15 protein-coding genes are annotated in these 23,657 nt (G+C 63.3%); 6 read left to right on the forward strand and 9 right to left on the reverse strand.

Translation table 11 applies throughout. The annotated features are described in order from the left end of the window. Positions 1-127 precede the first annotated feature (127 nt). Positions 128-2,278 (forward strand): TonB-dependent receptor, encoded by a 2,151-nt coding sequence (locus AC07XM_RS28375; protein WP_102690285.1) that lies wholly within the window; start codon positions 128-130, stop codon positions 2,276-2,278. 182 nt (positions 2,279-2,460) lie between these two features. Then, entirely contained in the window at positions 2,461-3,798 is a 1,338-nt protein-coding gene (locus tag AC07XM_RS28380; protein ID WP_016485980.1) for an MFS transporter, read from the forward strand. A 132-nt stretch (positions 3,799-3,930) separates the two neighbouring features. On the opposite strand, the gene AC07XM_RS28385 is transcribed toward AC07XM_RS28380, so the two are convergent. From AC07XM_RS28385 to AC07XM_RS28395, 3 genes are read right to left on the reverse strand one after another with little or no spacing between them, the layout of a single operon-like run. After that, positions 3,931-7,077 carry an efflux RND transporter permease subunit gene (locus AC07XM_RS28385; RefSeq protein WP_016485979.1) on the reverse strand — a complete coding sequence of 1,049 codons (3,147 nt, stop codon included), beginning with the start codon at positions 7,075-7,077 and terminating at the stop codon, positions 3,931-3,933. 16 nt (positions 7,078-7,093) lie between these two features. Next, a complete protein-coding gene (locus AC07XM_RS28390; protein WP_095114827.1) occupies positions 7,094-8,308 on the reverse strand; it encodes an efflux RND transporter periplasmic adaptor subunit in 1,215 nt (404 codons plus the stop codon). Continuing rightward, positions 8,301-9,554 (reverse strand): TolC family protein, encoded by a 1,254-nt coding sequence (locus AC07XM_RS28395; RefSeq protein ID WP_102689225.1) that lies wholly within the window; start codon positions 9,552-9,554, stop codon positions 8,301-8,303. Before AC07XM_RS28395 ends, AC07XM_RS28390 begins: the two co-directional genes overlap by 8 nt. A gap of 247 nt (positions 9,555-9,801) precedes the next feature. On the opposite strand from AC07XM_RS28395, the gene aroQ reads away from it, so the two are divergent. Both aroQ and AC07XM_RS28405 read left to right on the forward strand, forming a co-directional pair. Next, positions 9,802-10,251, forward strand: coding sequence for a type II 3-dehydroquinate dehydratase (gene aroQ / locus AC07XM_RS28400; protein ID WP_016485976.1), 450 nt, complete (start codon positions 9,802-9,804; stop codon positions 10,249-10,251). Further along, a complete protein-coding gene (locus AC07XM_RS28405; RefSeq protein WP_016485975.1) occupies positions 10,248-11,096 on the forward strand; it encodes a shikimate dehydrogenase in 849 nt (282 codons plus the stop codon). Before aroQ ends, AC07XM_RS28405 begins: the two co-directional genes overlap by 4 nt. Before the next feature lie 114 nt (positions 11,097-11,210). Here AC07XM_RS28405 and AC07XM_RS28410 read toward each other — a convergent pair whose 3' ends face one another. From AC07XM_RS28410 to AC07XM_RS28420, 3 genes are all read right to left on the reverse strand, one after another. After that, positions 11,211-11,729 (reverse strand): thioredoxin family protein, encoded by a 519-nt coding sequence (locus AC07XM_RS28410; protein ID WP_024717701.1) that lies wholly within the window; start codon positions 11,727-11,729, stop codon positions 11,211-11,213. 10 nt (positions 11,730-11,739) lie between these two features. Beyond that, complete coding sequence (locus tag AC07XM_RS28415) at positions 11,740-12,015, reverse strand: DUF2790 domain-containing protein (RefSeq protein WP_016485973.1); 276 nt, start codon at positions 12,013-12,015, stop codon at positions 11,740-11,742. Between the two features lie 1,240 nt (positions 12,016-13,255). Then, a complete protein-coding gene (locus AC07XM_RS28420) occupies positions 13,256-13,429 on the reverse strand; it encodes a hypothetical protein (protein WP_349816354.1) in 174 nt (57 codons plus the stop codon). 273 nt (positions 13,430-13,702) lie between these two features. Between AC07XM_RS28420 and AC07XM_RS28425 the strand changes: the two genes are divergently transcribed. Both AC07XM_RS28425 and AC07XM_RS28430 read left to right on the forward strand, forming a co-directional pair. After that, positions 13,703-14,443 (forward strand): response regulator, encoded by a 741-nt coding sequence (locus tag AC07XM_RS28425; protein WP_016485970.1) that lies wholly within the window; start codon positions 13,703-13,705, stop codon positions 14,441-14,443. Continuing rightward, positions 14,440-15,726, forward strand: a complete 1,287-nt coding sequence (locus AC07XM_RS28430; protein ID WP_070086468.1) for a sensor histidine kinase — start codon at positions 14,440-14,442, stop codon at positions 15,724-15,726. The genes AC07XM_RS28425 and AC07XM_RS28430 overlap by 4 nt, the downstream gene beginning before the upstream one ends. A 107-nt stretch (positions 15,727-15,833) precedes the next feature. Here AC07XM_RS28430 and AC07XM_RS28435 read toward each other — a convergent pair whose 3' ends face one another. The 3 genes from AC07XM_RS28435 to AC07XM_RS28445 all read right to left on the reverse strand — a co-directional run bounded on the left by AC07XM_RS28435 (position 15,834) and on the right by AC07XM_RS28445 (position 23,465). Then, positions 15,834-16,391 (reverse strand): DUF4174 domain-containing protein, encoded by a 558-nt coding sequence (locus AC07XM_RS28435; RefSeq protein ID WP_016485968.1) that lies wholly within the window; start codon positions 16,389-16,391, stop codon positions 15,834-15,836. Positions 16,392-16,604: 213 nt separating this feature from the next. Further along, positions 16,605-21,026 (reverse strand): NEL-type E3 ubiquitin ligase domain-containing protein, encoded by a 4,422-nt coding sequence (locus AC07XM_RS28440; protein ID WP_102689227.1) that lies wholly within the window; start codon positions 21,024-21,026, stop codon positions 16,605-16,607. Between the two features lie 78 nt (positions 21,027-21,104). After that, the gene (locus tag AC07XM_RS28445) at positions 21,105-23,465 is read right to left on the reverse strand and encodes a DNA polymerase II (RefSeq protein WP_102689228.1); all 2,361 of its coding nucleotides are present in this window, start codon (positions 23,463-23,465) and stop codon (positions 21,105-21,107) included. Positions 23,466-23,657: the final 192 nt, after the last annotated feature.

The raw sequence follows: 23,657 nt of genomic DNA on the forward strand, positions 1-23,657 counted from the left end.
CCCTCAACCCACGTGCCTCCCCCGCCGCCTTCCCCGCAGCCGTACTTCATTTCGCCTGACATCAGCCGGGCGCGCCTGCGTGTGCGCTCGCCGTCAGCCATGACCTTTGCGTGGAAGACATACCAACATGCTTCGCAAGACCTCCCTGGTGCTCCTCATGGGCACCTGCAGCTTTGCCTGCGCTGAAACAGCCCCTGTGGAACTCGGCGCCACCACCATTGACGGCGAACGCGACGCCGCCAGCGGCGTGCAACTGGACGAGCCGATCCGTACCGGTTCGCGCCTAGGCCTGACCGCGCGGGAAACACCCGCCTCGGTCAGCGTCTCGGACCGTCGCCTGATCGAAGAACGCGGCGCCAAGGACAGCCAGGACGTGGTCAACGCCATGACCGGCGTCAACGCCTCGGCCAACCCCGGCTTTGGCGGCTTCGTTGCCTACCGCGGCTTTACCCAGAACCAGGTCACCCAGTTGTACAACGGCATCAACCTGGGCTACAGCAGCGCCACCCGCCCAGTGGACGCCTGGGTTCTCGACCGTGTCGAGCTGATTGGTGGGCCGTCTTCGTTCCTGCACGGCGCGGGTGCGGTGGGCGGCTCGATCAACTACATCACCAAGCTCGCCAGCCGCGACCAACAGACAATCGATGGGCGTATCCGCTATGGCAGTTTCGACGACAGCGAGGTGGCGTTCGGTATCAACCAGGCGCTGGCCAGCAACCCCGCCGATGCCCGCCATTTCATGCGCCTGGACTTCAGCCGCGGGCATGGCAACGGCTACGTCGACCGCAACGAACGGGATACCGACAGCCTGGCCTTTTCGCTGCTCAGCGACCTGGCCCCCAACCTCACGCACACCCTGGCGGTCGAGTACCAGGAAGACCGCGAACAAAGCCCCTACTGGGGCTCACCGATTCTGCCCGGGCGCAGCACGATGAAGATCGACAACAGCCGCCGCTTCGAAAACTACAACGTCGCTGACGGCCGCTATGAGCAGCGGGTGCGCTGGCTGCGTTCGATCCTCGACTACCAGATCAGCGACAGCACCAGCGTGCAGAACACGCTGTACCACTACAATGCCCAGCGCGATTACCGCAACCTCGAACGCTACGCCTACACCCGCGATGGCAAGGTGCAGCGCAGCAGCCCCTACCTGCAGCGCCACGACCAGAACCTGCTGGGCGACCGCATCGAACTGCGCCATGACAACCAGCTGCTGGGCCTGACCAGCCAGTGGTCGCTGGGGCTGGAGTACTCGCGCATGCGCCAGACCCTCTACCCCACCTCCGGCAGCTGGAGTGACGTGGTCGATGCCGACCACTTCAACCCCGGCAGCTTCGATGACATCCCCGGGGTGAATGCCGGCCTGACCAAGCAACGTCACCACGAGGTCATCAACCGCGCCGTGTTTGCCGAAAACCGCTTGCAGCTGACCGAGCGCCTGGCCCTGCTGACCGCCCTGCGCTACGACTACCTGGACATGGAGGTCACCAACTACGGCGCAGTCTCTCCCACCTCGCCGGCCTATTTCGAACGCCGCTGGGAACCGCTGTCCGGGCGCATCGGCCTGACCTATGCGCTGACGCCTTCGGCCAGCCTGTATGCGCAGTACAGCACCTCCGCCGACCTGCCCGCCGGCTCGCTGGCGGCAGCGACCTATTCCAACGTCGGGCTGTTCGACCTGTCCAAGGGCGAGCAGTGGGAAGTGGGCAGCAAGTTCGACTTCCTCGATGGTCGCGGTGCGGCCACGCTGGCGCTGTACCAGATCGTGCGCAAGGACTTTGCCGTGCGCGATTCGAACGACGCAAACCTCACGGTCCAGGCCGGGCAGCAGACCTCACGTGGTGTCGAACTGTCCGGGCGCCTGCAGGTAACGCCGAAACTGCTGGCCGAGGCCAACTATGCCTATGTCGATGCGCGGTACGATGAGTTCAACGAGGCAGTCAGCGGCAAATCGGTTTCACGCAAGGGCAATGCGCCGACCAACGTGCCGGCCAATGTCGCCAACCTGTGGCTGACCTACAGCCTGTCGACGGCATGGTCGGTGGGCGCCGATGGGCGCTACGTGGGCTCGGTGTATGCCGACAACGCCAACAGCCTGAAGGCCCCGGCCTACACCCTGTTCGGCGCTTTCGCCCGCTACCGGCTGGATGAACACACCACGCTGACCGGGCGGGTGCGCAACCTCACCGATGAGGTGTATGCCAAGCAGGCCTATAACAGCCAGTACTACATGGGGCCGCCACGCACCTTCGAGCTGGCGCTGGACATGCGCTTCTGACGCAAGCCAGGTTGCCGTATTCATTGCTCTGGCAGGTTGGCGGTTAAATCAGGTATCCCGAGGTCGCACTCGACAAAGCATCGTCCAGCGCCCGGTTATCTACTGGCAAGCACAATAATGATGGCGCGGCCCGACCGCGCCACTTTTCATCATGGCTGCCAATGGAACCGGAGAGCACCCGCATGTCCGCACCTCATGAGGTATCCCCCGCCACCCTGCGCAGGGTGATCGCCGCCTCGGCCATCGGCAATTTCGTCGAATGGTTCGACTTCGCCGTGTATGGCTTTCTCGCCACCCTGATCGCCAGCCAGTTCTTTGCCAGTGAAGACCCCAGCGCGGCGTTGCTCAAGACGTTCGCGGTGTTTGCCGTGGCCTTTGCCCTTCGCCCGCTGGGCGGGATCGTGTTTGGCGCGCTGGGCGACCGCCTGGGACGCAAGCGCATCCTGTCGCTGACCATCCTCTTGATGGCAGGCTCCACCACCCTGATCGGCCTGCTGCCGACCTACGCCAGCATCGGTCTGGCAGCCCCAGTGCTGCTTACCCTGGCGCGCTGCCTGCAGGGCTTTTCTGCCGGTGGCGAATACGCGGGGGCCTGCGCCTACTTGATGGAGCATGCACCCAATGACAGGCGTGCCTTCTACGGCAGCTTCGTGCCGGTCTCGACTTTTTCCGCCTTCGCCTGCGCCGCCGTGATCGCCTATGGGCTGGAAGCCAACCTGTCGGCCGAGGCGATGGGTGCCTGGGGCTGGCGCGTTCCCTTCCTGGTTGCCGCACCGCTGGGGCTGGTCGGCCTGTACCTGCGCTGGCGTATGGAAGAAACCCCGGCATTCCGCGAAGCCGTCGCCCAGGGCAAGGAACATGAGCATTCACCGCTCAAAGACACCCTGCGTCACCATGGCCGGGTCATTCGCAACCTGGGGGCCTTCATCTCGCTGACTGCCCTGTCGTTCTATATGTTCACCACCTACTTCGCCACGTACCTGCAACTGGTGGGCAACCTGACCCGCGCGCAGTCACTGCTGGTGACCACCGTGGCGCTGCTGTTCGCCGCCGTCGGCTGCCCGCTGGCCGGGGCGTTCTCGGACCGCGTGGGGCGGCGCAAGACCATTGGCTTTACCTGCCTGTGGGTGATGCTGTGCGTGTTCCCGGCGTACTGGCTGGCCAGTTCGGGCTCGATGTCCGGTGCGCTGCTGGGGGTGATCCTGCTGGCGGTAGGGGCCTTGTGCAGTGGTGTGGTGACCGCAGCATTGCTGTCGGAGAGCTTCCCCACCCGCACCCGCTATACCGCTTCGGCGATTACCTACAACGTGGCCTATACCCTGTTTGGCGGTACCGCGCCGCTGGTGGCGACCTGGCTGATCGGGCAGACCGGCAGCAGCCTGGCACCGGCGTTTTACCTGGTGGTGATTGCGCTGGTAGCGTTGGTGGGGGGGTTGGCGTTGCCGGAGACTTCGCGGATTTCATTGCATGATGAGGTGGGATCGGATGCTGTACGGCCTGGAGTCCGTCGTACCGTCTGAGATTATTGGGGCTGCTTTGCAGCCCATCGCGGCACAAGGCCGCTCCTACAGGGACCGTGTCAGCCAGAAGATGACGCGGCCCCTGTAGGAGCGGCCTTGTGCCGCGATGGGCCGCAAAGCGGCCCCAGAATCTCACCCCTCCTGCTGCTCTTCGCGCCGATACGCCCACTGATACAAAGCCGGCAGCACCAGCAATGTCAGTGCAGTAGAAGACAGGATCCCGCCAATCACCACCGTCGCCAACGGCCGCTGCACCTCAGCCCCGGTCCCCGTAGCCAGGGCCATCGGAATGAACCCCAGCGAAGCCACCAGCGCGGTCATCAGCACCGGGCGCAACCGCGTCAACGCGCCCTCTTCAACCGCCGCCCGCAATGGCCGCCCCTCTTCGCGCAGGGCACGGATAAAGGCGATCATCACCAGCCCGTTGAGCACCGCCACTCCCGACAGGGCAATGAACCCTACGCCAGCTGAAATGGACAACGGGATGTCCCGCAACCACAGCGCCAGCACCCCGCCGGTCAGGGCAAACGGAATGCCGGTGAATACCAGCAAGCCATCCCTGAGGTTGTTGAACATCATCAGCAGCAGCGCCATGACCAGTAGCAAAGCCACCGGCACCACCACCTGCAGGCGCTCGGTTGCCGATTGCAACTGTTCGAACTGGCCCCCCCAGCGCGTCCAGTAACCCGGCGGAATCTGCACCTGCCGGATCAGGGCCTGTTCGGCATCCGCCACAAACGAGCCCAGGTCACGCCCACGTACGTTGGCACTGACCACCACCACCCGCTTGCCATCCTCGCGGCTGACCTGGTTAGGCCCCAGTTGCAGGTTCAAACTGGCCACTTGGGACAGCGGGATGAAGCCGATTTGCGCAGCGCCCGCAGCGGCACTGGCCGGTACCGGAATCAGCAGGCTGGACAGCCCGTCCACATCGGTGCGCAAGGTTTCGGGCAGGCGCACCACCATGTCGAAGCGCCGGTCGCCTTCATACAGCGTGCCTGCCGTGCGGCCACCCACAGCAATTGCGATGGCGTCTTGCACGTCACCCACGTTCAGGCCATGGCGGGCCGCCTTGTCGCGGTCGATGTCGATGGTCAGCACCGGCAGGCCGGTGGTCTGCTCGACCTTCACCTCGGACGCACCCGCTACCCCCTGCAGGCTGCTGGCGATCTGTGTGGCGGTGCGGTTGAGCACATCCATGTCATCACCGAACAACTTTACCGCCACATCGCTGCGCACCCCGGAAATCAGCTCGTTGAAACGCAACTGGATCGGCTGCGACAGCTCGTAGTTGCTGCCCGGTACGCTGGCGGCAGCACGTTGTACCTCGGCGATCAGTTCGTCACGCGGCTTGCCAGGGTCTACCCACTGCTCGCGCGGGCGCAACATCACATAGGCGTCGGAGATGTTCGGTGGCATCGGGTCGGAGGCGATCTCGGCGGTACCGGTACGGGCGAACACCCGCTCTACTTCCGGCACCTGGGCGATGATCGCCTGCTCCAGGCGCTGCTGCATGTCTACCGACTGCGACAGGCTGGTGCCCGGCACACGCAGGGCCTGCAAGGCAAAGTCGCCTTCGCTGAGGCTGGGGATGAACTCGCTGCCCATGCGGCTGGCCATGACCCCGGACAGCACCACCAGAGTGGCCGCGACGGCAAACGCCAACTTGCGTCGCCCCAGCACCCAGGCCAGCACCGGGGCATAGCGCTGACGCGCCGTGCGCATCACCAGGCCTTCCTCTTCCTTGACCTTGCCGGTGACGAACAGGGCGATGGCTGCCGGCACGAACGTGACCGACAGGATCATGGCGCCGAGCAGGGCCATGACCACGGTAAAGGCCATGGGGTGGAACATCTTGCCCTCGACCCCGGTCAGGGCAAAGATCGGCAGGTACACCACCATGATGATCAACTGCCCGTAGATCAGTGGCCGGCGCGCCTCACGGGCGGCAGCGAACACTTCATGGAAGCGCTCGCTGCGCGTCAGCATCCGGCCATGGCGTTGCTGGGCATGGGCCAGGCGGCGGATGGCGTTTTCCACGATCACGACTGCGCCGTCGACGATGATGCCGAAGTCCAGTGCCCCCAGGCTCATCAGGTTGGCGCTGACCTTGTTGCTGAACATGCCAGTGAAGGTAAACAGCATCGACAGCGGAATGACCATGGCGGTGATCAGTGCGGCGCGGATGTTGCCCAGGAACAGGAACAGCACAGCGATGACCAGAATGGCGCCTTCGACCAGGTTCTTCTTCACCGTGGCGATGGCTTTTTCCACCAGGTTTGTGCGGTCGTACACGGTCACTGCCACCACACCCTTGGGCAGGTTGCGGTTGATCTCGACCAGTTTGGCGGCAACGGCCTGGGATACCGTGCGGCTGTTCTCTCCAATCAGCATGAACACCGTACCCAGCACCACTTCCCGGCCGTTTTCGGTGGCTGCACCCGAGCGCAGTTCTAGGCCCAGGCCAACCTCGGCAACATGGCTGACGCGGATCGGCGTGCCATCGACGCTGGCGATGACGATGTTGGCGATGTCTTCGGCCGAGGCCACCTGGCCCGGTGCCCGGATCAGCAACTGCTCGCCATTGCGCTCGATGTAACCGGCGCCAACGTTGGCATTGTTGCGCTCCAAGGCCGCGATCAGGTCGTTGAGGGTGAGCTTGTAGGCTGCCAGCCGCTTGGGCTCCGGTGCAATCAGGTACTGCTTGGCATGGCCGCCGATACTGTTTACCTCGGCCACCCCCGGCACATTGCGCAGCTGCGGCTTGATGATCCAGTCCTGGATCACCCGCAGGTCTGTCGGGGTGTACGGGGTGCCATCCTCTTTGAGAGCGCCCTGTTCGGCCTCCACGGTCCACAGGAAGATTTCACCCAACCCGGTGGAAATCGGCCCCATGCCCGCTTCTATCCCTTCGGGCAGTTGCTCGCGGGCCACTTGCAGGCGCTCGTTGACCAGCTGACGGGCGAAGAACAGGTCGGTGCCATCATCGAAAATCACCGTGACCTGCGACAGGCCCGAACGCGACAGCGAGCGGGTTTGCTTCAACCCAGGCAGGCCGGCCATGGCGGTCTCGATGGAGAAGGTGATGCGCTGCTCGGTCTCCAGCGGCGAGTAACCGGGTGCAGCGGTATTGATCTGTACCTGGACGTTGGTAATGTCCGGTACAGCGTCGATCGGCAGTTTCTGGTAGCTGTGGATACCCACCGCGGCCATCAGGACCACGGCCAGCATCACCACCAGGCGCTGCTCGATGGCAAATTGGATCAGGCGTTCGAACATGCAGGTGTCCCCGTGATCAATGGCTGTGCTCGGCCGAGCCCTTGCCCAGTTCCGACTTGAGGACAAAGCTGCCGGCGGCGGCTACCTGGGTGCCGGCGGCCAGGCCGCTGATAATTTCCACCTGGCCGGCGTCGCGGCGGCCGGCCTTTACCGGGCGGGCCTCGAAGCCTTCCTCGGTGCGGGCAAACACAACGGTCTGTTCTTCCCAGGTTTGCAGGGCGCTTTCCGGCACCACCACGGCGGCATTGAAGCGCTCGACGCTGACCGCGATATTGACGAACAGCCCGGGGCGCCATGCGCCGTTGGGGTTTGCCAGGGTGGCGCGGACCGTGGCGGCGCGGTTCTGCTCGCCGAGCAGGCTGCCGACATAGTTGACCTTGCCCTCAACCTGGGCGCCCAGGTCTGGTGCGCTGACCGTGACATTGCGGCCGGTCACCACCTTGTCCAGATCACGCGGCGCCACGGCGAAGGTGGCCCAGACCCGGCTCAGGTCAGACAAGGTGAAGGCGTTGCTGGTCGCGTCGACCACCTCGCCCACGCTCAGATGCTTTTCCACCACCACCGCATCGAATGGCGCGCGCAATTCATAGCGGTTGCCAGCGCCCGCCGGCCCTACTGCGGCGACCTTTTGCCGGGCGTTGGCCAAGGCGATTTCGGCCTCCTGTAACACCTGCCGCGCTTGCAGGTAATCTTGCTCGGCACTGATACGCTCCTGCCATAACTGCTGTTCGCGCTGGAAGGTCAGGCGCGCCAGCTCCAGACGGCGCTGGGCTGCCTGCTGCTCGCTGCGCAGGTCAGAAATCTGCTGGCTGGCAATCACCGCCAATACCTGGCCGCGCTTGACCGCCTGGCCCAGTTCGGCTTGCACCGCCTCGACCACACCGGGTACACGCGGCACCACGTGGGCAGTGCGGTCCTCGTCGAAGCGGATTTCCCCCGGGAAGCTGAAGGCGGTACCCAACTCACGAGGGCCGGCGGCAGCCAACTGCACACCGGCCGCCTCGATCTGGGCGATGGACAGGTGCAATTGGCCCTCTTCTTCGCCGTGCCCTTCCCCTGCATGGCCTTCATCGGCCTTCTCGGCACCATGGCCGTGGCTGTCTTCGCCATGGTCGTCGTGGCGGGCCTGGGCATTCGACGCCTGGCCCAGGTTGCCGGTCCAGGCCAGGCCACCCAGGCCGAGCGCGGCCATGGCGGCGACCAGAAGGGCTATCTTGCGTGGGTTAGTCATGCTTGCTCCTGCTGTTCAAGGGGGTGCTCAGGTCATCGAGGTCGCCATAAATCCGCTCGACCTGCGCCCGTGCGTCGGTCGCCGAAGCCAGCGCCTCGAGGTACAACCCGCGGGCCTCGATCAGCGTGCGCTGAGCGTCGAGTACATCGAGGAACGCGAACTTGCCCATTTCGAAACCACGGGTGGCGGTGTCCACGGCCTGCTGCGCCGAAGGCAGGATGGTGCGGTCGTAGGCGTCCACCTCCTGCATCGCCGTGTGCCACTGGCTGACTGCGCTGCGGGTTTCACTGCGCAGGCGCAGTTCCACGGCGTTACGCAGGTCACGCGCCTGGTCGGCACGGCGTGCAGCCGCCAGCACGTTGCCCTGGTTGCGGTCGAACAGCGGCAATGGCATGGACAGGCCCACCACATTCACCCGCTCGCGGTCCTCGCGGCTGTGCTGGCTACCGAGGCTGACAGTGAGGTTGGGAATACGCTGAGCCTTTTCCGACCCCAGGGACGCTTCGCCGCGCTCGACCTGTGCAGCAGCCAGACGCCATTCGGCGGTGTGTTCGACCCGGTCGAGCAAGGTATCGGCGCTGGGCGCGACGCCAGGCGAAAGGTTGGCAGCCTGCAACTGATCGAAGCTTGCCAAGGGGCTACCGGTCAGGCGTGCCAGCGCCTGATAAGCCACGCCGCGCTGGGTCTGCGCGCGTCGTACTTCAGCCTGGGCCTGGGCCAGTTGCACCTGGGCGCGGGTGGCCTCCACGGGGGATGACTGGCCAGCGGTCACCCGCCCCTGTACCACGCGCAGCCCGCGCTCGGTCAATGCCTGCGACTGCTGCGCCAGTTCCAGTGCTGTCTGCGCGCGCAATGCGGCGTGGAAGGCCTGCACCACATCGGCACGCAGGCCATTGCGCTGGCGCTCCAGGCCAAGCTGGGCAATGGCCTGGCCGGTGCCAGCCACAGCAATACGTGCGCCGCGCTTGCCGCCCAGTTCCAACGGCTGGCTGAGGGTGACGGTGGTGGTGCTGGTATCGCGGCGGGTGTCCTCGACCTCCCAGGCGAGCTCTGGGTTGGGGATCAACCCGGCCTGGCGCCGCTCGCCGTCGGCAATGCCGATTTCCCGGCCGGCTGCGGCCAGCTCTGGGTTTTGAGCAAAGGCGGCGGCGAGCGCCTGGGGCAGGCTCAGGCTCTGACTGGCCTGGGCACTGGTGACACTGGCCAGCAACAGGCAGAGCAAAGCGGTCTTGCGGGGGATGGGCACGAACAAATCCTCGTCGACGCGTTTAGGCGAAGGACTGTAGGAAGCCGTGCTTATCGGGGCGGTGGCAGGAAAATTACAATTTTGTAATGCAGGCGCAGAAAGCCAAATCCCCCGTAGGCGGGGGCCTGCACACCTCAACAGTTCGATAATCGCCCACTTTCCCGGTGCGGCGTTTTAGTCCAATTGACTAAACTAACCAGGCGGTACAAAACTAGGTGCATCCAACAACAACAAAGCGATGCTCGTCATGAACCCCCTTATTCTCGTGCTCAACGGCCCTAACCTGAACATGCTGGGTACCCGCGAGCCTGCTCAATATGGCCACGAAACCCTGGCTGACCTGGCCCAAAGCTGTGCCGACACTGCCCATGGCCATGGCCTGGAAATCGAATTCCGCCAAACCAACCACGAAGGTGAACTGATCGACTGGATCCACGCCGCCCGCGGCCGCTGCGCCGGTATCGTGATCAACCCCGGCGCCTGGACCCACACCTCGGTGGCCATCCGCGACGCCTTGGTGGCCAGTGAACTGCCGGTCATCGAAGTACACCTGTCGAACGTGCACAAGCGCGAGCCGTTCCGCCATCTGTCATTTGTATCGTCCATCGCCGTCGGGGTGATTTGCGGGCTGGGCAGCCATGGCTACCGCATGGCCCTCAGCCACTTCGCCGAAATGTTCCAGGAGCGCACGGCATGAGCCAGCACGCCATCCTTGCCGGCTTGATCGGCCGCGGCATCCAGCTGTCGCGCACCCCTGCCCTGCACGAACACGAAGGTGACGCCCAGGCCCTACGCTACCTGTATCGGCTGATTGATGCCGACCAGTTGCAACTGGAGGACAGCGCCCTGCCCGGGCTGCTCGACGCCGCGCAGCACACAGGCTTTACCGGGCTTAACATCACCTACCCGTTCAAGCAGTCGATCCTGCCGCTGCTCGACGAACTGTCGGATGAAGCCCGTGGCATCGGCGCGGTGAATACCGTGGTGCTCAAGGACGGCAAGCGCGTCGGCCATAACACAGACTGCCTGGGTTTTGCCGAAGGCTTGCGCCGCGGCCTGCCTGATGTGGCCCGGCGCCAGGTGGTGCAGATGGGTGCCGGTGGCGCCGGGTCGGCCGTGGCCCACGCCCTGCTGATTGAAGGGGTCGAGCAACTGGTGCTGTTCGAAGTGGATGCGGCCCGCGCGCAAGCGCTGGTAGACAACCTGAATGAGCATTTCGGCACGGGCCGCGCAGTACTCGGCACCGACCTGGCCGCGGCGCTGGCCGAGGCAGACGGGCTGGTCAATACCACGCCGGTGGGCATGGCCAAGCTACCGGGCACACCGCTACCGGTCGAGCTGCTGCATGCGGGCCTGTGGGTGGCGGAAATCATCTACTTCCCGCTGGAAACCGAACTTCTGCGCGCGGCTCGGGCACTGGGTTGCCGCACGCTGGATGGCAGCAATATGGCGGTGTTCCAGGCGGTAAAGGCGTTCGAGCTGTTCAGCGGCCGCCAGGCGGATGCGGCGCGGATGCAGGCGCACTTTGCCAGTTTCACCTGATAGGCAAGTGTTGGCTTCTTCGCGGGCACGCCCGCACCCACAGAGAGTGCGCATACTTCGCTGATTGCACTGTCGTTGTAGGAGCGGGCATGCCGGCGAAGAGGCCGGCACAGCCTAATCACCTTTCTCATACAGCAGTGCCTGTATCAGCTGTTCCTGCCCGCCATAATCGCCCTCGCCAAAGTGCACATGGCGCACCTGTCCTTTACGGTCGACAAAGTAATGGGCCGGCCAGAACTGGTTGCCCCAGGCATTCCACACCTTGTAGTCATTATCCACCGCCACCGGGTAACCGATACCCAGCCCGGCCACCTTGTTTCGCAGGGTGCCCAGGTCATGTTCGTAGGCGTACTCCGGCGTATGCACGCCCACCACCACCAGCCCCTGATCGGCATAACGCCGCGCCCAGTCGTTCACATGAGGCAGGCTGCGCTGGCAGTTGACGCAGTCCCAGGTCCAGAAGTCCACCAGCACCACCTTGCCCTTAAGCGCCGGCCCATCCAGCGGGGTCGAGTTGAGCCACTGGCTGGCCCCCGACAGCGACGGCATGGCGCCGTAGCGGTCACGGGCCATCAGGTGCCCGGCCAACCCCAGCCCCGTCAGCGCCAGGGCTATGCCTCCCGCTTTCAGCATCAGGCGGCGATCAGTTGTCATGGCAACCGCCAGTGGCGTAGGTGCGGTACTGCACGCTCTGCTGTTGGCCCTTGGAGTCGAGGTAGTCCATGCGGGTGTTCACCAGGCCGCAGGCGTTGCTCTGCTCGTCCTGTACCGACAGCACTTTCTTCACATCCAGATGCTCACCGTAGCGGTACTGCATGGCGCCGGCAGCGCCCATGGGTGCGGTGGTGGCCTGGGCGGCAATGGCACCAAAGCTGAGCACGGCGAACAGGCTGGCGCTGGCGACAGTCTTGAAATTCATGGCATCTCTCCTGTGTAACGTTTGGCAGTGGGGCGTGTTGTTCCCCGGTCAAGAGCCATTTGACGCCTGCCAAGTATCCCGTCTGTGTCACTCAACGCCGGGATGTGCGTCCTTCTGTAGCTGAATTCCTGTCAGCGAAACCTCGTAGAATCCTGGAAAACCCTGCGCGAGCAGGTCGTTATAAAAAAGAAGGCGCCCACGAAGGGCGCCCCGGCTGTACAAACGGATACAATAGCTTCAAGTTTTTAGAAACTAACGTTTGTTGTCACTCGCCGGTTCAACTTTATCGTGACGACTGTACAACTCAGCCCTCGACGCGCGCTCTGTAAGCGGCCCCCTGTTTTCACCCTTGCTGGAACGCTGAGTGGATTTATTGTCGCCCTCATCCGAGCAACTACCGCGTTGAACAGTTTGCTTGTCTTTCATAAAAACCTCGATAAAGCCACCTGCTTACAATGGCTCATCATCATTTTCTTCGAGAAGTGGAGCGCTGGTAAAAGCATGGTTTGTCATGCGATCTGTCAGCGCAGGGCTAGTGCAGCCAAGCGCGTCTCCACGGGGTATCCGGGCCGTCAGAATAGCGGCTGAATTTCGGTGCATTCGAGGCCAAAAGCTTGTCTGCAGGCTCTGGCCCGGCCTCAGTAACAGGTTCAGGATCGATGTAATTATTCCGATCATCAGTTGTAGGCTGAACAAGACGATCATTGCCCAACCCTTGGCGATCCTGATCTATTTCCGGATCACTCTCCGATGAGCCCTGCCCTGCCTGGTTTTTACCGTACATAAGCACCTCTCATAAGCCCAGATAATCTGAGCTTAATGAGTATGCGCCCTGCCTGAAAATAAAAGACAGGTATCAGACCACTGGACACAATCTATTTATGAGCATAAATAACAACGACCTTCTTTACGTACAGTGCCTGTATTAAACCTTCCTCACGGTCCTACCTCGTCTGCCTGTCGGGTATCGCCAGGCGCTCGAGAGGCCTTCAACAAGAGTGTAAAACTGCCTGTGAGTTGATGACGAAGCGCTTTGGGCATGATGAAAGCGAAATGCACGAGCCATGAGCCGTCCCCCAGCAGAAAGCTCTCCCGCCGGTAGTGGGCCACTTGTTGCTCAGAAATACCTATGCAAACGGCGATTACACAATCGCTCGGCTCTTCGCTCACGGGCGTGCCCCTTCAAGAATGGGTATTGAAGCGCCTGAAGGGTGGTGGGTTCAGGCGCAAAGGCAGGCCATCAAGGCTTGGCTGCACGCTCCTTGTGCCACTGGACTTTAGCTACGCCATAAGGGGAACCGGTGACACCGATGGCTACGTGCTGGATCTGGCCGCCACGCTGGAGAAACGTCTCGATTTGCTCGCAGAGGCGTTCGTGGGCTCTTTGGGGCGTTCCGGGGTGTGTCTGGTACATGCAGGCTACTCGGTGATGAGCCACTGAAATACAGTTACCCGAAACGACATTGTACGCTTTGTTCTGCAACCAGGCTCCGAGCCGGAGCAGAACCCGGCTTTTATCGGCCAAGCGGTCAACTCCCAGTGCTGTGCTGCTTTGACCCGAGCCGCTTCACCCGCCCCCGCTACAGTTCTATACACCTGCCAGATACACTGCAATACAAACCCCCGCAGGCAAGCGCAAAAGGGCCGGGTACACTGCGCCAAACCCACTCGAACAGGAACGCTGCGCATGGAACACGTCGATCACATCCTGATCGTCGACGACGACCGCGAGATCCGCGAACTGGTCGGCAACTACCTTAAGAAGAACGGCCTGCGCACCAGCATCGTCGCCGACGGCAGGCAGATGCGGGCCTTCCTTGGAGCCAGCAGCGTCGACCTGATCGTTCTCGACATCATGATGCCCGGCGACGATGGCCTGCTGCTGTGCCGCGAACTGCGCGCCGGCAAACACCGCAATACGCCCGTGTTGATGCTGACGGCCCGCAACGATGAAACCGACCGCATCATCGGCCTTGAAATGGGCGCCGACGATTACCTGACCAAGCCGTTTTCTGCCCGCGAACTGCTTGCCCGTATCAATGCCGTGCTGCGCCGCACGCGCATGCTGCCACCCAACCTCACCATCAGCGAAAGCAGCCGCCTGCTGCGCTTCGGCCAATGGCGGCTGGACACCACCGCCCGCCACCTGCTCGACAACGAAGGCACCCTGGTGGCCCTGAGTGGCGCCGAGTACCGCCTGTTGCGGGTGTTTCTGGACCACCCACAGCGGGTGCTCAGCCGCGAACAACTGCTCAACCTGACCCAGGGCCGCGAAGCCGACCTTTTCGACCGCTCCATCGACCTGCTGGTCAGCCGCCTGCGCCAGCGCCTGGGCGACGACGCCCGCGAACCCAGCTGCATAAAAACCGTGCGCAGCGAAGGCTATGTGTTCTCGCTGCCGGTGCAACTGCTCGAGTCGCCGTCATGAAGTGGCCTCGTACCCTGGCCTCGCGCCTGGGGCTGATCTTCTTGACCGGCCTGATCCTGGCCTACGGCTTGTCGTTTGGGCTGCAGGCCTACGAGCGCTACATCAGCAGCCGCTCGATGATGCTCAGCAACCTGGAACAGGACGTGGCCACGTCAGTGGCCATCCTCGACCGCCTGCCTGCAGCCGAACGTGCGGCCTGGCTGCCGCGCCTGGAACGGCATACCTACCGCTACCGTCTCGACCAAGGCCTGGCCGGCGAGGCGATGCCCGGCAGCGACCCGCCCATGGCCGCCGAGTCGATCGTCAAGGCCATCGGCAGCGACTACCGCCTGACCTTCCAGGACATCCCCGGCCCGAATGCCCACTTCCAGGCCCACCTGAGCCTTGCCGACGGCGCGCCGCTGACCATCGACGTCACCCCATCGGCGGTCCCGGTGGCCCGCTGGCTGCCCATGGTGCTGCTGATCCAGCTGGCAGTCTTGTTGCTGTGCACATGGTTGGCCGTGCACCTGGCCATTGGCCCTTTGACTCGCCTGGCCCGCGCCGTGGACAACCTCGATCCGGACAAACCCGGCGTACAGCTGGATGAAAGCGGCCCGCGCGAGGTGCGCTACGCCGCGGCGGCCTTCAACGCCCTGCAGGCGCGTATCAGCGCCCACCTGAAGGAACGCATGCAGCTGCTGGCGGCCATCTCTCACGACCTGCAAACACCGATCACACGCATGAAGCTGCGTGTCGAAGTGATGGACGACGGGGTCGAAAAGGACAAATTGTGGAGCGACCTGGGCGAGATGGAGCACCTGGTGCGCGAAGGCGTAGCATACGCCCGCAGCATGGATACCAGCACTGAAGCCGCGTGCAGAATTGACCTTGATGCCTTCCTCGACAGCCTAGTGTTCGACTATCAGGACAGTGGCGCCCAGGTGCAGCGTAACGGCAGCACGCGCAGCCTGCTGGAAACCCGCCCGCACGCCCTGCGCCGAGTGCTGGTGAACCTTGTGGACAACGCCCTCAAGTTTGCCGGCGCTGCCGAGCTGGAGGTGTGCCGCGAGGGCGGCATGACCGTGATCCGCGTGCTCGACGATGGGCCTGGAATACCCGCTGACGAGCTGGACGAAGTGCTCAAGCCATTCTACAGAGTGGAGGGCTCACGCAATCGCAGCACCGGCGGCACCGGGCTGGGGCTGGCCATTGCCCACCAGCTGATCCAGGCCATGGGTGGTCGGCTGACCCTGAGCAACCGCGACAGTGGCGGGCTGTGCGCGCGAATCGAGCTCAACTGAAAGCCGAGCCACCACCTGCAATTCGGCACACAACCCCAGCACCGTCGATACACTGCTGCCCCCCACCGCTACACACGCCCGGTCGCACGGCCAGCCAATGCAGGTGTTCAGTCTTCCAGCGGCTTTGGCGGCGCAGCCGGCTTGGCTGGCTTGGCTGGCTTGCTGTCCTTGGCCTTGGCCTTGGTTTCCGGTGCCGCCGCTACCGGTTCAGGTGCAGCCACGGCCTTTTCGCTTGCGGGCAGTTCATCCACCGCCTTGAGGATCACCTGCGGGTCGATGGCCTCGCCTGAGTCGTCGTCCTTGAGCATGTGCCGCTCACCGTCCTTGCCCACCAGGATCACCTTGGTGCCCTTGCTCGCGCCCAGCTTCAGCTCACGAATCAGGGCCATGGTGGTCTGTTGTTCGAGGTTCTTGTCCTCGCGCTTGCCCATCATATTGGCGACGCTGTATAGCACCAGGTTGCGCTCCTTGAAGGCCGCCTGGGTGGCCGGGTCCTCCAGAGCCTTGTTCAATCCGCGCAAGGTTGGGTCTGCGCTGCTAGGCGCAATGACCACCAAGGGCCTGGCCTTGCCCACTTCCTTGGCCAGCGGTGCGTCACTGTCAGCCGCCAGCAGCGGGCCGGTGACAGCGAGCAAAGTAGCGAGGGTCAGTGACCGGACGAGCATGCGTATCTCCTTATTCTCTCGATAAACCAAAGACTACAGATCATGGAGAAAGATCCGACGCGGGAGACTAAACCAGCAGCCCCAGACGTGCTCGGCACAAAGGTAACTTCCGATTTCCATAACCGGCCGGCAACATCTGCGCAAACATCACCGCCACTCAGAGCATAGCGCAAAGCCACTGGCGCAACGCCCACCTGCCCGAGGTCTGAACCGCTACTGGAGAAGACGCGGCGAATGCATGTCCAGCGCTTCCAGCGTCAACTGCAGCAATACTGCGTGCTCCCGTTGCTGATTGCTGATCTGCAACCGTGCGATTTCCTCCTCCCGGCCACCCAGGGCCATCAGCCGCTCCAGTTCGTCGTGCATGTGATGCGGCACTTGCAGGCGAACGGGGAAGCGCTTGCGCAGGTAATCCTGCCAGAACCACTGACGTGACAGATAATGTGCAACGCCTTCCCGGGTCTGTGCCGCCAGGACCATGTCCCGGGCCACACGAATATCCTGCTTGCTTAGCGCAGCAATACCTGGATAGAGCATTTCGTCTGGCTGGCCAGGCAAATCCAAAGCCCTGCGCAAGGCGATCCGGTATGCCAAGGCGAATTCGATCGACTCATTGCCCGCCCCCTGCCGTTGGGCGTGTTCTGCGGCAATCTGATCGAGCAACGCCAACCGCCACAACCGACCACCGAGACAGAGCAAGGCCCGCTCAGGCTGCTGGGCAACCCCGCCGCGTTGCGCCCGCCATATCATCATCCGCAGTTCCAGATCAGCGAAGCGGGCCGTGGCGTTATCCTGGCAGTCGGTCGCCGCGGCGTGTTCGAACACTTCACGCTTGAGTGCATCATCCTCGTTCATCGCCTGGAACATGTCGAACACACGGGATGCGAGCGCGCACGCGGTCGAAGAGAACTTGAATGCTCCCGAGGCCGTGAGCACCGACAGGGTATTGAAGAAATCGGCCGATTGCTCGTCGGCTTCAAGATGGACCCACAGCATGGCCATTTCATCCCGACGTTCGGCTGCCGATACATCGAGAAAACGCAGCCGGTAGGGAACCCGGCTTGCCTCAAGCCAGTGCCAGGCCGAAAACCCTTCAGGCGTCGCCGCCAGCAGGTTGCCAGAAAGCCCGACTCTGCCTGCGCGCCATAGCTGCGACCGGTAAAAGCCATCGGGCAGTGCAGAGATACTGTTGTCACTCAGGTCAAGGGTTTGCAGGTCAGGCACCTCGAGCACCCCATAAGGCAACTCGGGCATTTGGGTGCCTGACAGGTGCAGCGCATGTAGCTCGGTCATTGCGAAAACGGAAAATGCCCTGCCCAGAGGGTTGTCCGAAAGGTTCAGGTATACCAGCGAACGACAAGCCGCAAGAATCAGTGCCTGGCTTTCGTCAAGCACGATCTGGTTACCCGACAGATCGAGCACCTCCAGCCTTTGGGTAAGCATCATCGGCAAAGGCAAACGCCTGAGTCGACAATGGGTGATTTCCAGGTTGCGCAAGTTGGGAAATGCCCTCAGGAACTCATCCGGAATCCGCTCCAGGCGCATGGAGCGCAAGGCCAGGATTGAGACGTGCGGAAAAGTTATTTGCGCCGGCAGTACTGGCAGTTGTTGCAAGCGGCTGCGGGTCTGGGTCAGCATGAAGCGCCCCCTCTGCACAGCCGCACTGTCTTGAAGCTCGGGGACAAGCAAGCGCCAGCAGTCGGTCAAGCCCTTTCTGAACTCACGCCGGGCGGCCAGCTCAGGTGTCGGAAAGGCATTGCGTACCCATCTGTTCAGGTGGGTGTTGAGCAGTGCGAATTGCTGTTCCAGCGTACGCAACCTGGCTTGCGCGTTGTCTTGCGCCAGCCAGCGGCCGATCTGCTCATCACTGAAGGCCGGGTACAGGTCTCGAAGCCGTGCCTGAGACGCCCTCGGTCTGGACAGCCCCAGCGCGGCCCATAACCGGCCGCCAGCAAGGGGGTAGCCAATCCGGCCATCATCAAGCCTTTGCGGCGCGAAAAACGAGCCGCTTGGCCGCTCCAGCCTAAGCAGACTTACCACCGCCTGCCTTTGACCGGTTGCAACATTCGCCAGCGCCTGGCGCAGTGCGGGCACGAAAGCATGGCCTTGGCCGATGGCCGCCTGAGACGGGTGGTCATAGGCTGCAGCCAGGGTCTCGAACAGCTCGCCCGCCTGACTGACAGAAGGCCGCGCAGGATCGCGCAAGCGAAACCCCCCATGCTGGTGAAGCAGGTCGAATGTTTGCCCCGTTCCCTCGATCGTCAGCAACGGCTCGCTGGCATCCCCGTCAAACAATCTCCACCCAGGCCCCTGCGCACCCCGCACGTGGCCCAACAGATTCAGCACCACCCGCGCCAGGTCGAGGTTTTGCGGTGTATCAATGCTCAGCGCCTCATACACGCGCGCGATTCGGATCCGCGCAACCTGCAACCTTGCCGCCTCGGCCATGAACAAGGGCACGCGACCGGTCTCGCGAAGCTGCTGCAGGTCATCCTCGCTGGCATCGCGCAGCACCTCATCTGCCGCCAAGCGGTGCAGGCTGGCAAAATCCCGGCGTAGCGAGCGACCCGTTGGCGTGTCGGGATTCTGCTCTTCGTACAATTCCTGGAACAGCTCTCGCCGCCCTGCCCAGGCCACATCAGCCAGTGCTGCACCCTGCATGCCGGCTGCCTGAGGAAGATTGATCACCCGCTCCAGCAACTGCGCATCGGCGGTGGCCACGCCTTCACGCAACTGATTGACCAACGTGCGGATGCGGCCGGCGAGGAGCACGCGGTAAACGGTGTCCACCAGCACGGCTTCTGGCGCCCGGCCATACACATGCCATGCCCGCAAGTGCTGGTCGTCAAGGCCATGGATGGCCAGCGACTGATCGATCTGCGCGTCATCGAGATCGCTCAATGGCCTGCCCAGACGACGAAACAGCTGGCGTGTGTCATCCCACTCGGCGGGCTGCTCGCACCACAGCCGCCACGCGCCGGCACCGTTGTTACGCAGCGGCGGTGCATACCCTTGATAAGGGAGCAGTTGCCACTGTTCATCGGCGTCGCGCCAACTCACCTCATACCAGTGCCCATCCATGCTGATCCAGCGACGCTCGCCCAGCTGGTGAACCCCCTCCGTGTCCAGCACTGCCGCGTCCGGCGGGGCTTCGCCGCGATAGGGCACCAGGTCTGCGTTCCACAGTTTTTCTTCACCGCTGGCCAACTGCGCCGGCACCAGCTTGTCCACCTCGATGCAGGCGCGACGCACCGTGGCGACCACGGCGACGGTTGCCCCGACAGCCAGCAGGCCTTTGCCTACATTCAGCAGGTGCGCCAGCGCCGCATTGCGCTCGTTGTCCTGCCAGTCCCCGACAGCCTGAAACGTCTGCTCAAGCAGCTCCCAGGCCATCACCCCCAGCAACACCGCGCCAATGCCGGGCACGAAGTACCCTGCGATCCCCGCCAGGGTCCAGCCTTCAGCGCGCAAACGGCGGTTATGCGCTGCCTGGACCTCGCGATCAAGCATGGCCACGGGTGGGGCAATGATTGCAGCATCGTCCTTGATCCGGGCGACCCAGTCGTCAGCGATATGTTCGAACAGCGGCAAGCGATACGCACAGGTTTGCTCATCCAGGTCCCTGGTTGCCCAGTCGCTAACGTCATCGAGCCGTTCGCTGACGGCCGAGAAGAATCGCTGGCTATCGCGACGGCGCACGAAACGGTTGAAAAACCGCCGATAGCCCTCTTCGCGCAGGCGGTTGCCAAGCACCCGGCGGGCATAATCTTCCAGGTCGCTGCGCACGCTCCAGGGGCCGTGCGGGTCACCCGGTACATACACCAGCACTAGCTTGCTGGTGTTGTACAGCAAGCCCTCATCGATCACGTCCAGCACCACGATCTGCTGCAAGCTGCAACCGAGCACCCTCAATTGCCGGATGTGAACAGGTGCGCCTTCGAGCTTGCCCAGCGTGCCCTGAAGGCAAAACTCCACCACCCACTGCAGCTGGCCTGCGCTCAACACATCTTGCGCCCTGGCTTGCAGAGCATCTACCAGCATGCTGTAACGTTCCCTTCGCGCCAGCAACCCTCTGGCTTCGGGCTGCAGGACAGCGTCCAGATGCGCCTGGTACTTCTGCCCAAGGTCCAGCCCTCTACACATTTTGGCGAAGGCCAGTGCAGACAGTTCACTGCGCTTTACGCCGTGCTCATCCACCAGGCAGTTGCCACGCGGCTGCTCGCGCAGCTGGTCTGCGGTAAAGTTGCCCAGAGCGGCCTCGAGCAAGGGGAGTTCGTAGTAGTCGCTGCCTACGACTGGGAGCCTGCTGGTCACATAACTGACGGTGGGCGAGGTGAAGGTGTACCACTGGCGAAAGTACAGCCGATCAGCGTCGAGTTCGCCGTGAGCGCCAAGCGCTTCTTGCAGCAAGGTCTGTGTGAATGCATCCAGGTTGCTTAGCTGCGCCAGCGCTGCCGACAGGCCTTCGCGGCAGGCCAGCAATTGCGTCAGCGCCTCAGTCAAGAGAGTGAATTCTGCCACGCTCAGCCGCATCATCCAGGTCGGCAGCCGCTGCGCGATGTACTGGTCCTGGCAGGCTTGCGCCCTGGCAAGGGTATCGGCCGCAGCTGGTAGTTGACTGCTAGTGTTCTGCATCTCTGCCTCCTTGATGGCATGGAGATGCGAGTCTGAAGACTGTTGCGCCGGGTTGACGCCTACCCGACTACCACCCGTTCAGAACAGCAGCAACTGTTGGTCGGTAAGGCGAGCGAAATCCTCGCCGACAAAGGGCAGGATGGCATCTGCCACCGGTTGTAGCTGCCGGCTGATGTAGTGGTCGTAGTCGATCGGTGCCTGCAGGTTTTCCAGCGGCTCAGGGCCGGCGGTGGTAATCACGTAACTGATCCAGCCGCCACGTTGGTACTGCAGGGGGCGCCCCAGGCGCTTGTTGTACTCGTCGGCAAGGCGTGCGGCACGCACATGCGGCGGCACGTTGCGCTGGTAGTCGGCCAGCGGCCTGCGCAGGCGCTTGCGATATACCAGCAGTGCGTCCTGCTCGCCCGCCAACGTACACCGCACATACTCGCGGACATAATCGCGGTAGGGTTCGCCGCGAAACACACGGCCATAGAGCGCCTGCTGAAACGCCCGGGCCAGCGGCGACCAGTCGGTGCGTACCGACTCCAGGCCTTTGTAAACCATCTCCTCAGAACCGTCGGCCCGCTGCACCAGGCCGGCATAGCGCTTCTTGCTGCCCTCTTCGGTACCGCGAATGGTTGGCATCAGGAAGCGCCGGTAATGTACTTCGAACTGCAGTTCGAGGGCACTCTGCAGGTTCATGGTTTCGTGCAAATGTGCTTGCCACCATCGATTGACTTCGGCCACCAGTTCGCGGCCGATACGCGCCGCGTCTTCCTCGGCATGGGCACCCTTGAGCCAGACGAAGGTAGAGTCGGTGTCGCCATAGATCACGTCATAGCCGCGCGCCTCGATCAATGCCCGTGTCTGGCGCATGATCTGGTGCCCACGCATAGTGATGGACGAGGCCAACCGGGGGTCGAAGAAGCGGCAACCGCTGGAGCCCAGCACACCGTAGAACGCGTTCATGATGATCTTCAGTGCCTGCGACAATGCCGCGTTACCATCACGTTTGGCGGCCTCCCTGCCCTGCCACACACGCTCGACGATGGCCGGAAGGCAATGCTGGCTTCGCGAAAAGCGCCCACCCCTGAAGCCTTCCACCGAATGCTGGTCATCGGGAACACGCAAGCCTTCCACCAAGCCCACCGGGTCGATCAGGAAGGTACGAATGATCGACGGGTACAGGCTCTTGTAGTCCAGCACCAGCACCGAGTCGTACAGGCCTGGACGCGAATCCATGACGAAGCCACCGGGGCTGGCTTCTTCAGGGCGGCTGCCAAGGTTGGGGGCGACAAAGCCCATGCGGTGCATCTGCGGCATGTACAAGTGGCAAAACGCGGCGACCGATCCGCCGCTACGGTCTACCGCCAGGCCAGTGACCGACGAGCGCTCCAGGAGGAACTCGAGCAGGCGGGTGTGGGCGAAGATGCGAGTAACCAGCTCACAGTCCTTGAGGTTGTACCGCGCCAGGGCCGGTTTGTCCTCGGCGAAGCGCCGGTTGATCTCGTCCATGCGCTGGTACGGCGTGTCGATGGCTTTGCCTTCACCGAGCAGCGTCTGGGCAACGCTCTCGAGGCTGAATGACGGGAAGCTCCAGGTTGCCGAGCGCAGCGCCTCGATGCCGTCGATCAACAGCCGCCCCGGGGCATCGGCAAATACGTGGCCACCACCGGCATGGCTACGCAACGTCATCAGTGCACCCTTACGCCCCAACGCCAGCGGTACCTCCAGCGATTTGGCGTGTTCATGCAGCAGGCGCAGGTCGAACTGGACCAGGTTCCAGCCGATGATTGCGTCCGGGTCATGCTCGGCCATCCACTGATTGAGGCAGCTCAGCAGTGCAGCACGGTCGGCGCAGTAGTGCAGGTCGAAATCGAGGCCGTGGACCGTGCCATTGGCCGGGCCGAGCATGTACACCTGGCGCTGGCCACAGCCTTCAAGGGCAATGCTGTACAGCTCGCCGCGCTCGCTGGTTTCGATGTCCAGCGACACCAGGCGCAGTGGCGGGCGATAACCTGCCAAGGGCTTGAGCTGAGCATCGCAGAGCACGCCCTGGGCATCGGGCTGGCCGGTGAACTGTACCGGGGCAGTGATAAAGCGCTCCATCAGGTAGCGTTCGGGTGGGCGGATATCCGCTTCGAACACCTCGATACCCGCCGTGCGAAGGCGTTGCTCGAGTTGCATCAGTTGCCGGTGCTGCCGGCAGTACAACCCCAGCACCGGGCGCTGGTCGAAGTCCTTCAGGCGCAGTGGCCGCAGCTCGACGCCGGGCTCGTTGGCCAGCAACACCCGCGCATGCGCCTCATGCACCTGCGGGATGAATGCCACCGAAACCTGTGGGGCCAGACGAAGCTGCCGTGGCCCATGATCAGTTGCCAGCCAGAACTCCACGCAGGTGCCTTCGGGCGTGTCATGCCAATGACGGGTCAGCACAAAACCCTGCTGCAACTCCACTGCGTCGACCTCTGCTGAAAAACGCAATTCTACGCTAGCGAGCCCCCGCCACGAAGCCACTTCTGCGCGCCGCCCAGGCCAGCGACCAAGCCACTGCGATCAACACCAACACCACTGCGCCAAAGGCTTTGGTCGCGGGGGGGGGGGGGGGGGGGGGGGGGGGGGGGGGGGGGGGGGGGGGGGGGGGGGGGG

Source organism: Pseudomonas sp. GW460-LB5 (assembly GCF_059423245.1).

Excerpts from the sequence above, each read along its gene's own strand:
- AC07XM_RS28375 (WP_102690285.1), top strand. The coding sequence starts at position 128 with ATGCTTCGCAAGACCTCCCTGGTGCTCCTCATGGGCACCTGCAGCTTT.
- AC07XM_RS28380 (WP_016485980.1), top strand. The coding sequence starts at position 2,461 with ATGTCCGCACCTCATGAGGTATCCCCCGCCACCCTGCGCAGGGTGATC.
- AC07XM_RS28385 (WP_016485979.1), bottom strand. The coding sequence starts at position 7,077 with ATGTTCGAACGCCTGATCCAATTTGCCATCGAGCAGCGCCTGGTGGTG.
- AC07XM_RS28390 (WP_095114827.1), bottom strand. The coding sequence starts at position 8,308 with ATGACTAACCCACGCAAGATAGCCCTTCTGGTCGCCGCCATGGCCGCG.
- aroQ (WP_016485976.1), top strand. The coding sequence starts at position 9,802 with ATGAACCCCCTTATTCTCGTGCTCAACGGCCCTAACCTGAACATGCTG.
- AC07XM_RS28405 (WP_016485975.1), top strand. The coding sequence starts at position 10,248 with ATGAGCCAGCACGCCATCCTTGCCGGCTTGATCGGCCGCGGCATCCAG.
- AC07XM_RS28410 (WP_024717701.1), bottom strand. The coding sequence starts at position 11,729 with ATGCTGAAAGCGGGAGGCATAGCCCTGGCGCTGACGGGGCTGGGGTTG.
- AC07XM_RS28415 (WP_016485973.1), bottom strand. The coding sequence starts at position 12,015 with ATGAATTTCAAGACTGTCGCCAGCGCCAGCCTGTTCGCCGTGCTCAGC.
- AC07XM_RS28420 (WP_349816354.1), bottom strand. The coding sequence starts at position 13,429 with ATGTACCAGACACACCCCGGAACGCCCCAAAGAGCCCACGAACGCCTC.
- AC07XM_RS28425 (WP_016485970.1), top strand. The coding sequence starts at position 13,703 with ATGGAACACGTCGATCACATCCTGATCGTCGACGACGACCGCGAGATC.
- AC07XM_RS28430 (WP_070086468.1), top strand. The coding sequence starts at position 14,440 with ATGAAGTGGCCTCGTACCCTGGCCTCGCGCCTGGGGCTGATCTTCTTG.
- AC07XM_RS28435 (WP_016485968.1), bottom strand. The coding sequence starts at position 16,391 with ATGCTCGTCCGGTCACTGACCCTCGCTACTTTGCTCGCTGTCACCGGC.
- AC07XM_RS28440 (WP_102689227.1), bottom strand. The coding sequence starts at position 21,026 with ATGCAGAACACTAGCAGTCAACTACCAGCTGCGGCCGATACCCTTGCC.